This window comes from Pseudomonas sp. BN414, from assembly GCF_029871275.1.
Taxonomy (GTDB): Bacteria; Pseudomonadota; Gammaproteobacteria; order Pseudomonadales; family Pseudomonadaceae; genus Metapseudomonas; species Metapseudomonas resinovorans_C.
In genome coordinates, this window is the sequence record NZ_SSOL01000072.1 from 131,022 (window position 1) to 141,082 (window position 10,061).

The following is a 10,061-nucleotide window of genomic DNA, read 5'->3' on the forward strand; positions in this document are numbered from 1 at the left end:
TTTCTCACATTGAAACTGGACGAGACCGTGGCGGTTACCAGGCTTTACCCGTCGTGAATTGAGGGGCCTCTTTCTCGATCTGGCGAATGAGGGTTTCCTCCTTCTTCAGGTCTAGCGACAGGCACAGCAGGTAGTAGGCGATGCCGGAGACAAGGAGGCCGACCAGCCACGCCATGTCCACGCTGCCGATCATCCGGGCCAGCGGGCCGACGTAGACTTCCTCGGGGCCGCTGAAAATGGTGAAGAAGGGAATCATCACCACGAAACCGATCAGGTAGGCGATGAGTCCGCGGCTGCCCCAACGACCGTAGATGTTGTCGTGCGGCAGGAAGAAGTGCGGGATGGCATACCGGCCCTTGCGCACGAAGAAGTAGTCGGTGAGGTTGACGGCGGTCCAGGGCACGAGGAAGTACAGCATCACCACCAGGTACATGTTGAGCATCGACAGGCCCGAACCGGAGGCATTGATGCTGATCGCCACGCCCAGTTGCAGCAGCACGACGAAGATGATCGCCAGGATGCGTACGCGGGCCGTGGGCTTGATTTTCCTGAACGAGTCCACGCCGGTGATGGTGGTCAGCTTGGCGCTGTAGATGTTCATCGCGATCACCGGCAGGAAGGCCAGGATGGTGACCGCCACCACTGCTGTGCCCAACTGCGGGGCGAAGCTGGCACCGACACTGTTGAGCGCGACGAGGACATCGGTGGTACGCAGGTGCTCCGCCAGCCAGCCGCCGACCGAGATCATCCAGGCGCCCGAGAGCGAGGCCCCGATGAATACCGCCGCGATCAGCTTGCCGCTCGACGTGTTCTTCGGCAGGTAACGAGAGTAGTCCGAGACGTAAGGCGCGTAGGCGATGTTGTAGCTGGCGGCCGCCGCGAATTGGGCGACGAAACCGGTCAGGGTGAAGCCGAGTTTGACCGTTTCAGCCCCCTCAGCCGGCAGCGGTGCGGCCGGTACCCAGCCCAGCAGTACTGCCAGCGTCACCAGCCCATAGAGAGGCAGCGAGAGGAACAGCGACCACTTGAAGGTCTTGTGCATCCAGTCATGGCCGAGGATGGCCAGGGCGGTGGCGGGTACCGAGACGATCAGGGCGACGGTCATGGGGTCCCAGTGAAACAGGTGCTCCAGCCCTTGCATCATCAACACCAGGTTGACGATGTTGAAACCGGCGAAGACGAACAGCGTCGCCAGTAGCACCAGCACTACGCCGCGATAGCCGAACTGGGCGCGGGACTGGATCATCTGCGGCAGGCCGAGATGGGGTCCTTGCGAGCCGTGGAATGCCATGAACAGGGTGCCGAACATGATGCCCAGGGTGCCGGCGATCATGGTCCAGAACGCGTTCAATCCGACGCTTGGACCGACGAAGCCGATGGTCATGGTGAAAAAGGTGAAGTTGCCGACAAACCAGAAAGGCCCTTGGGCCGAAAGCTTGTCGGTTCTCTCGTTCTCCTGGATGAAATCGATGGAATGGCCCTCGATTTCCAGTCCGCGTTGTCCCTCGGTCGCGGGCAGGCTTTGCGATGCTGATTTCATGGTATCTCCGCTCTTGTTTTCGTATGGAGTATCACCAGGCTCCGCACCCTGGCAGTCCGTGAGGAACTGCCCTGCAAGGGGGTGCGGATATGTCATGCGGCGGCAGCGGGGGACTGCCGACGCCTCAGCTGAAATCACTTAAGGAAGTGTGATCCACACCGCCTTGGTTTCCAGCAGGTAATCCAGCTGTTCCGACCCAAGGTCCTTGCCGTAGCCCGACTGCTTGTAGCCGCCGAAGGGCATGGAGGGATCGAGGGTGCTGTGGGCATTGACGTAGACGGTGCCGGCGCGCAGTCGCGGGATCAGGTTGTGGACCCGCCCGAGGTCGTTGGAATAGAGCGCCGCGGCCAGGCCGAAGAGCGAATCGTTGGCCAGGGCCAGCGCTTCTTCTTCGTCGTCGAAGGGCGCAGTCACCAGCACTGGACCGAAGATTTCCTCCTGGACGACGCGCATGTCATTGCGGCAGTTGGCGAAGACGGTCGGCTGGACGTAGAAGCCGGGGCCTTCGACGGGCTTGCCGCCGTAATACAGCTCCGCACCTTCCGCCTTGCCAGTCTCGATGTACTCCAGCACGCGCTGCTGTTGCTGGCGCGACACCATCGGGCTGATGAAGCAGTCCGGGTCCAGTCCGGGGGCGATCTTCAGTGTTGCGGTGTAGTCCGCCAGTTCACGCAGGAACTCGGCGTACACGCTGCGATGGACATAGGCACGGGTGCCGGCGTCGCAGACCTGGCCGGAGTTGAAGAACACGCCGTTGGCCACTGCCTGGGCCGCCGCCTTGATATCGGCGTCGGCGAAGACGATCACCGGCGATTTGCCGCCCAGTTCCAGGGTCAGGCGCTTCATCTGGTCCATGGCCGCCTTGCCCACGCCACAACCCACCGGGGTCGATCCGGTGAAGCTGAGCTTGTCGATACCCGGATGGCTGGACATGGCCGCACCGATCACGCTGCCGCGCCCGGTGACGATGTTCACCACGCCATCGGGGATACCCGCCTCCTGCACCAGTTCGGCAAAACGCAGGGCCGACAGGGAGGTCAGCTCAGCCGGCTTCACTACCACGGTGCAGCCCACCGCCAGCGCGGCGCCGAGCTTCCAGGCCATGGTCTGCAGCGGGAAGTTCCAGGGGACGATGACGCCCACCACGCCGACCGGCTCCTTGCGGGTATAGGCCAGGTAATTGCCGGGCAGCGACGGCTCTACGGTGCGCCCGTGGATCTTGCTGGCCCAGCCGGCGAAGTAGCGGAAGGTGTCGATGGTGCCCTGTATATCCACCGCTCGTGCCTGGGCGACCGACTTGCCCATGTCGATGGATTCGATTTCCGCCAGTTCATCGGCGTTGGCCTCGATCAGGTCGGCCAGGCCATGCAGCAGGCGCTCACGCTCCAGCGGCTTGAGCTGGCTCCAGGCGCCGCCATCGAACTGCGCGCGGGCAGCTTGCACCGCCTGGTCCAGGTCCTGCGCAGTGCCCATGGGAATGCGGGTGAGCACAGCGCCGGTAGATGGCTCGATCACCTCGGCGGTATCAGCCGATTCCAGCCAGGTACCGTTGACGAACATTTTCTGCGCCTTGCCGAGGAAACTCTGGGTCGCTTCGGATACGCCAAACTGCTGCAGATAGTCTTTAACCTTGATGTCCACTCTCTGTTCCTCCGGGCCTGTCAGCGGTTGCGGGCGCGTTCGTGGAAGATGAAGCCGATGCTGTTCATCAGCAGTTGCGCCGCGAGGATCGAGGTGGCGCCAGTGGGGTCATAGGCCGGTGCAACCTCGACCAGGTCCATGCCGACGACCCGGCCCTGGCTGCGCTTGGCCAGCGCCTGGATGATTTCCAGCACTTCGTAGTAGAGGAAGCCGCCGTGGCTGGGGGTGCCGGTGCCGGGGGCGATGGACGGGTCGAAACCGTCGATATCGATGGTGATGTAGTAGTCCAGGCCTTCCGGGATCTTCGCCATGACACCTTCGGTGCCCAGGCGGCGTACGTCGCGCACCGACAGGATCTGCGAGCCGGCGGCGCGGGCAGCGTCGTAGTCATCGCGGTTGGAGGAGGACACGTTGCGGATGCCCATCTGGGTCATGCCGACGATGTGGTCCAGCTCGGAAGCGCGGCGCAGCGGGTTGCCGTGGCCGTAGCGCACGCCGTGGCGCTCGTCGACGAAGTCCAGGTGAGCATCGAAATGCACGATATGGATGGGCGCGTGACCCTCGAAGGCCTTGATCACGGGGGCATGGATCGAGTGGTCACCGCCCAGCACCACCGGCATGGCACCGGATTCGAGAATCTTGCGTACGGCGAATTCGATGTTGTCGTTACTGGAGGCCATGTCGGTGTGGACGATGTCCGCATCGCCGACATCCACCATGGTCACCTGGTCCTGAGTGAGATAGAGGGCGTCGTCCTCATGGTCGTAGGCGCCGGAATGGCCAAAGGAGAACAGCGTGGAGGCTTCGCGAATGCTGCGCGGTCCGAAGCGTGCCCCGGAGCGCCACTGGGTGCCCATGTCATTGGGCGCGCCGAGCACGGCGACGTCCGCGTTGATGGCATCCCAATCGGTGCAGATCGGGGATTTGGCAAACGTGCAGTGACCTACGAAAGGCAGGTTCAGCCGCCCGGACTCATATGCATTCTTCGACATAGTCGCGCGCCTCGCTTTTTTGTTTTCAGTGGTCGGCGAACCGGCTTCGAATTCGCCGTTGCAGCGAATATGTGCGCAGATTTATTTTGTAAAAATGCAAAACATCAGATGCTCATATCGCCAGTCACGATGTAATCATTGAGAGCGGGAGGCCCACGTGATCCAGTTGCATGATGTCGACCTGAAACTCCTCAGGGTCTTCGCCACGATCGTCAAATGCGGCGGCTTCTCGGCTGCTCAGGCCGCGCTCAATGCGGGCCAGTCCACCATCAGCGAACAGATGAACCACCTGGAGACGCGACTGGGGGTGAAGCTCTGCCAACGCGGCCGCAGCGGCTTCCGCCTGACCGAACAGGGCGTGGCCATCCATGAGGCGACCCAGCGTCTGCTTTCGGCGGTGGAGACCTTCTGCATGGACGCCGATGTGCTCAAGCAGCGCATCAGCGGCAAGCTCAATCTCGGCATCATCGACAGCACCATCACCGACCGCGACTCTCCCCTGCCCCGCGCCACCCAGCGCTTCGTCTCCCGTGGGCACGACGTGCACCTCAGCGTCTACGTCGGGACACCCGCGGAGTTGGAGGAACGGGTCCTGGACAATCGCCTGCACCTGGCCATCGGGCACTTCCCGGCGCGCATTCCCGGCATCCACTATTCGCCGCTGTACCGCGAGGCACTGGGACTCTATTGCGGACGCCACCACCCCCTATTCGAAACCAAGCTGGAAGGGGCCGAACTGGGCAAGGCCATCGGCGCCAGCCGTATCGTGGTGCGCGGCTACATGCAGCAGTACGATCTCGACGTCCTGGGCGTGAACAAGGCGGCAGCGACGGTGGACAACATCGAGGCCCTGGCCATCCTGATCATTTCCGGCGCCTACCTCGGCCTGTTGCCCATGCATGTCGCCCAACAGTGGGTACGGACGGACGAAATGCGCCGTTTGCCCATCTCCGATTCGCAGCTCGAATCGCCCTTTGACGTGATCACGCGTCGCGGGGCGATGCCGCCGATCCTCCATGCCTTCCTCGAAGACCTGACCCAGTGCTCCGGCAGCACGGGCAAGGCTTGAGCCCTCCGCAGGCGAACATTCCATGCGCATCCACGTGACCTTCATCGACCGCGTCGGCATCACCCAGGAAGTCCTGGCGTTGCTCGGCGGCCGCAACCTCAATCTGGAAGCGGTGGAGATGATTCCACCGAACGTCTACATCGACGCCCCCAGCCTCGGTCCAGAAGTGCTGGACGAACTGCGCGAAGCCCTGCATGGCGTACAAGGCGTGCAGGCGGTGACCGTGGTCGACATCCTTCCCGGCCAGCGCCGCCGGCTGCAACTGGATGCCTTGCTGGCGTTCGTCAGCGACCCGGTGCTGGCGGTGGACGACAGCGGCCACGTGCTGCTGGCCAACCCTTCGCTGATCAATCTCTATGGCCGAGAGCCCGCTGGGGAGCCGCTGTCGAACCTGTTCGATGATCCCGCCCTGGCGCAAACCCTGATCGACCGGGGATTTCGCCTGCCCATGTGCGAGGTGGCCTTCAAGGGGCAATCACTGCTGCTGGACGCCACGCCGATCAGCAGTGCCACGGACGGCGGACCGAGCGACCTGGCCGGGGGCCTGCTGACCCTCTACCCGCCCAGCCGTATCGGCGAGCGGCTGGCGTCGCTGCACCATGACGGCGGCGAGGGCATGGAGGCCTTGCTCGGCAAGTCCCCGCCGCTGAAGCAACTCAAGGCACGCCTGCGCAAGGTCGCCGGCCTGGACGCCCACCTGCTCATCCGCGGTGAGACCGGCACCGGCAAGGAACTGGTGGCGCGCGCCTGCCACGCCTTGAGCGACCGCCGCGATTCACCCTTCCTGGCGCTGAACTGCGCGGCCCTGCCGGAAAGCCTGGCCGAAAGCGAACTCTTCGGTTACTCGGCGGGCGCATTCACCGGCGCCCAGCGCGGCGGCAAGCCCGGCCTGCTGGAAATGGCGGACGGCGGCACGGTGTTCCTCGACGAAGTGGGCGAGATGTCGCCCTACCTGCAAGCCAAGCTATTGCGCTTCCTCAGCGATGGCTGCTTCCGCCGGGTCGGCGGCGACCGCGAAGTCCATGTGAACGTCCGCGTGCTCGGCGCCACCCACCGGGACCTGGAAGGCATGGTCGGCGCCGGCAGCTTCCGTGAGGATCTGTTCTACCGCCTCAACGTGCTCAACCTGGACGTCCCGCCCCTGCGCGAGCGCGGTCAGGACATCCTCCTGCTCGCCGAACACTTCCTCGAGCAAGCCTGTGCACAAATCCAGCGGCCGCTCTGCCAACTCGCCCCGAACACCTATCCGCTGCTGTTGGGTAATCGCTGGTCGGGCAACGTGCGCCAGTTGCAGAACGTGATATTCCGCGCCGCCGCCATCAGCGAAGGCGACCTGATCGATTGCGACGACCTCGAACTCGCCGGCACCGCCCTGAGCCCGCAGCAGGCCGACTCCCTGGAAGTCACCAGCCTGGAAGACGCGGTGCAGGGCTTCGAGAAGAACCTGCTGCAACAGCTCTATGCCGTCTACCCATCGACGCGGCAACTGGCGGCGCGACTGGACACGTCCCATACCGCCATCGGGCAGCGGCTGCGCAAGTACGGTATTACCCGGTAGGGCGGGCGTGGGGCCGCTTTTACTGTAGGGTCGAATTCATTCGACAAGCAGGACGCAGTCCTGCCCTTGAGGTTGGCGGGGGCAGCTGCGCTGCCCTTGGCGAATGAATTCGCCCCTACAAGGCCCCCGGCCCGGTTCGAATCCATTCCACTGGAGCGATTTCGCTCCAATCTCCCTAAAGCCCCGGTTTCCGGGGCTTTCCTCGTTCTGGCCGATTGAAAGTCACTTTTCGGAGTGGAGCGATATCGCTCCAAAGACAATCAGCCAGGAACGAAAAAATCTCTCAATTCATTGATATATAAGACTTTTAAATAGTTGGCACCCCACTTGCTCTTGTTCCATCAGCCGAGCCAAACGCTCGGGACCCAACCTGATAACAAGAGGAAGCTCCATGACCACTCTGCGTTTTACTCCCGAGCATGAATGGCTGCGCGTCGAAGCCAACGGCGAAGTGACTGTCGGTATCACCAGCTTTGCCCAGGAAGCGCTGGGCGATGTGGTGTTCGTGCAATTGCCCGACAACGGTGTTTACGAACAAGGCGCCGAAGTGGCTGTGCTGGAGTCGGTGAAAGCCGCCAGCAACATCACCATGCCGCTGGACGGCGAAGTGATCGAAGTGAACCAGGCCCTCGCCGACAACCCCGAGCTGGTCAACGAGGCGCCCATGGACGGTGGCTGGTTCTTTCGTATCCGCCCGAACAGCCCCGAAGCCGTCGCCAGCCTGATGGACCAGGCCGGCTATGACGCGTTCCTCGCCGACCACGCCTGAGCCGGAGAAGTCGCCATGAGCCTCGCCCCATTCCCCCTGGATACACGCAACGAGTTCGTCCCGCGCCACATCGGCCCACGCGACGCCGATGCCAACGCGATGCTGGAGTTGCTGGGCTTCGACAGCCTGGACGCGATGATCGCCAGCGTGGTGCCCGACAGCATCAAGGGCACCAGCGTGCTCGACCTGCCGGCCGGCCAGGGCGAGGCCGAAGCCCTCGCCGCGATCAAGGCCATCGCCGCGAAGAACCAGCTGTTCAAGAGCTACATCGGCCAGGGTTACTACCCCTGCCACACCCCCAGCCCGATCCTGCGCAACCTGCTGGAAAACCCGGCCTGGTACACCGCCTACACCCCCTACCAGCCGGAAATCTCCCAGGGTCGCCTGGAAGCCCTGCTGAACTTCCAGACCCTGGTCAGCGACCTCTCCGGCCTGCCGGTGGCCAACGCCTCCCTGCTCGACGAAGGCACCGCCGCCGCCGAAGCCATGACCTTCTGCAAGCGCCTGGCGAAGAACAAGGCCAGCCACGCCTTCTTCGCCTCGCAGCACTGCCACCCGCAGACCCTCGACGTGCTGCGCACCCGTGCCGAGCCGCTGGGCATCGAGGTGGTGATCGGCGACGAGCGTGAGCTGACCGACGCCAGCGCCTACTTCGGCGCCCTGCTGCAGTACCCCGCCGCCAACGGCGATGTCTTCGACTACCGCGAACTGGTGGCACGCTTCCACGCCGCCGGCGCCCTGGTCGCCGTCGCCGCCGACCTGCTCGCCCTGACCCTGCTGACCCCGCCCGGCGAGTTCGGCGCCGACGTCGCCCTCGGCAGCGCTCAGCGCTTCGGCGTGCCGCTCGGCTTCGGTGGCCCGCACGCGGCCTACTTCGCCACCCGCGACAGCTTCAAGCGCGACATGCCCGGCCGCCTGGTCGGCGTCTCCATCGACCGCCACGGCCAGCCGGCCCTGCGCCTGGCCATGCAGACCCGCGAGCAGCACATCCGCCGCGAGAAGGCCACCAGCAACATCTGCACCGCGCAGGTGCTGCTGGCCAACATCGCCAGCATGTACGCCGTCTACCACGGCCCGCAGGGCCTGACCCGCATCGCCAACCGCGTGCACCAGCTGACCGCGATCCTGGCCCAGGGCCTGGCCAAGCTGGGCTTCACTGTCGAGCAGGAAAGCTTCTTCGACACCCTGACCCTGGCCACCGGCAGCAAGACCGCCGAGCTGCACGCCCAGGCCCGCGCCCAGCGCCTCAACCTGCGTGAAGTGGACGCCGTCCGCCTCGGCCTGTCCCTGGACGAGACCACCACCCAAGCCGACGTCGAGCAGCTCTGGGCGCTGTTCGCCAACGGCCAGGCCCTGCCGGCCTTCGCCGCGCTGGCCGCCAAGGTCGCCAGCCGCCTGCCGGCCGCCCTGCTGCGCCAGAGCGCGATCCTCAGCCACCCGGTGTTCAACCGCTACCACTCGGAAACCGAGCTGATGCGCTACCTGCGCAAGCTCGCCGACAAGGACCTGGCGCTGGACCGCAGCATGATCCCGCTGGGTTCCTGCACCATGAAGCTGAACGCCGCGAGCGAAATGATCCCGGTGACCTGGGCCGAGTTCGGCGCCCTGCACCCCTTCGCCCCCGCCGAGCAGAGCGCCGGCTACCAGGAACTGACCAGCGAGCTGGAAGCCATGCTCTGCCAGGCCACCGGCTATGACGCCGTATCCCTGCAGCCCAACGCCGGCTCCCAGGGCGAGTACGCCGGCCTGCTGGCGATTCGCGCCTACCACCTCAGCCGTGGCGACGACCAGCGCGACATCTGCCTGATCCCGCAATCGGCCCACGGCACCAACCCCGCCACCGCCAGCATGGTCGGCATGCGCGTGGTGGTGACCGCCTGCGACGCCCGCGGCAACGTCGACATCGCCGACCTCAAGGCCAAGGCCGAGGAGCACAAGGACCGCCTCGCCGCGCTGATGATCACCTACCCGTCGACCCACGGCGTGTTCGAGGAAGGCATCCGCGAGATCTGCGAGGTCATCCACGCCAACGGCGGCCAGGTGTACATCGACGGCGCCAACATGAACGCCATGGTCGGCCTCTGCGCCCCGGGCCAGTTCGGCGGCGACGTCTCGCACCTGAACCTGCACAAGACCTTCTGCATCCCCCACGGCGGCGGCGGCCCGGGCGTCGGCCCGATCGGCGTGAAGGCCCACCTGGCGCCCTTCCTGCCCGGCCACGCGCACATGGCGCGCAAAGAGGGCGCGGTCAGCGCGGCGCCCTTCGGCAGCGCCAGCATCCTGCCAATCACCTGGATGTACATCCGCATGATGGGCGGCGACGGCCTGCGCCGCGCCACCCAGATGGCGATCCTCAACGCCAACTACATCGCCCGCCGCCTGGAAGAGCACTACCCGGTGCTCTACACCGGCAGCAACGGCCTGGTGGCCCACGAGTGCATCCTCGACCTGCGCCCGCTCAAGGACACCAGCGGCATCAGCGTCGACGACGT

The 10,061-nt window shown here is 64.8% G+C and carries 7 protein-coding genes; 4 read left to right on the forward strand and 3 right to left on the reverse strand.

Translation table 11 applies throughout. From position 1 onward, the window contains the following. Positions 1 to 34: 34 nt before the first annotated feature. The 3 genes from E8E95_RS20020 to speB form a co-directional block, all read right to left on the reverse strand. Positions 35 to 1,540, reverse strand: a complete 1,506-nt coding sequence (locus E8E95_RS20020) for a cytosine permease (protein WP_280353231.1) — start codon at positions 1,538 to 1,540, stop codon at positions 35 to 37. A 138-nt stretch (positions 1,541 to 1,678) separates the two neighbouring features. Next, positions 1,679 to 3,181 (reverse strand): aldehyde dehydrogenase family protein, encoded by a 1,503-nt coding sequence (locus E8E95_RS20025; RefSeq protein ID WP_280353233.1) that lies wholly within the window; start codon positions 3,179 to 3,181, stop codon positions 1,679 to 1,681. Between the two features lie 20 nt (positions 3,182 to 3,201). Then, entirely contained in the window at positions 3,202 to 4,173 is a 972-nt protein-coding gene (gene speB, locus E8E95_RS20030; RefSeq protein WP_280353235.1) for an agmatinase, read from the reverse strand. 157 nt (positions 4,174 to 4,330) lie between these two features. Between speB and E8E95_RS20035 the strand changes: the two genes are divergently transcribed. The 4 genes from E8E95_RS20035 to gcvP form a co-directional block, all read left to right on the forward strand. Beyond that, the gene (locus E8E95_RS20035; protein ID WP_179059385.1) at positions 4,331 to 5,242 is read left to right on the forward strand and encodes a LysR family transcriptional regulator; all 912 of its coding nucleotides are present in this window, start codon (positions 4,331 to 4,333) and stop codon (positions 5,240 to 5,242) included. 22 nt (positions 5,243 to 5,264) lie between these two features. Continuing rightward, positions 5,265 to 6,800: a sigma-54-dependent transcriptional regulator gene (locus tag E8E95_RS20040; protein ID WP_280353237.1), complete on the forward strand. Its 1,536-nt coding sequence runs from the start codon at positions 5,265 to 5,267 to the stop codon at positions 6,798 to 6,800. 391 nt (positions 6,801 to 7,191) lie between these two features. Continuing rightward, on the forward strand, positions 7,192 to 7,569 hold the full coding sequence (gene gcvH, locus E8E95_RS20045; RefSeq protein WP_280353240.1) for a glycine cleavage system protein GcvH: 378 nt from the start codon (positions 7,192 to 7,194) through the stop codon (positions 7,567 to 7,569). 15 nt (positions 7,570 to 7,584) lie between these two features. Then, positions 7,585 to 10,061, forward strand: a 2,477-nt coding sequence (gcvP, locus tag E8E95_RS20050; protein WP_280353243.1) for an aminomethyl-transferring glycine dehydrogenase, incomplete at its 3' end; no start/stop codon positions are given.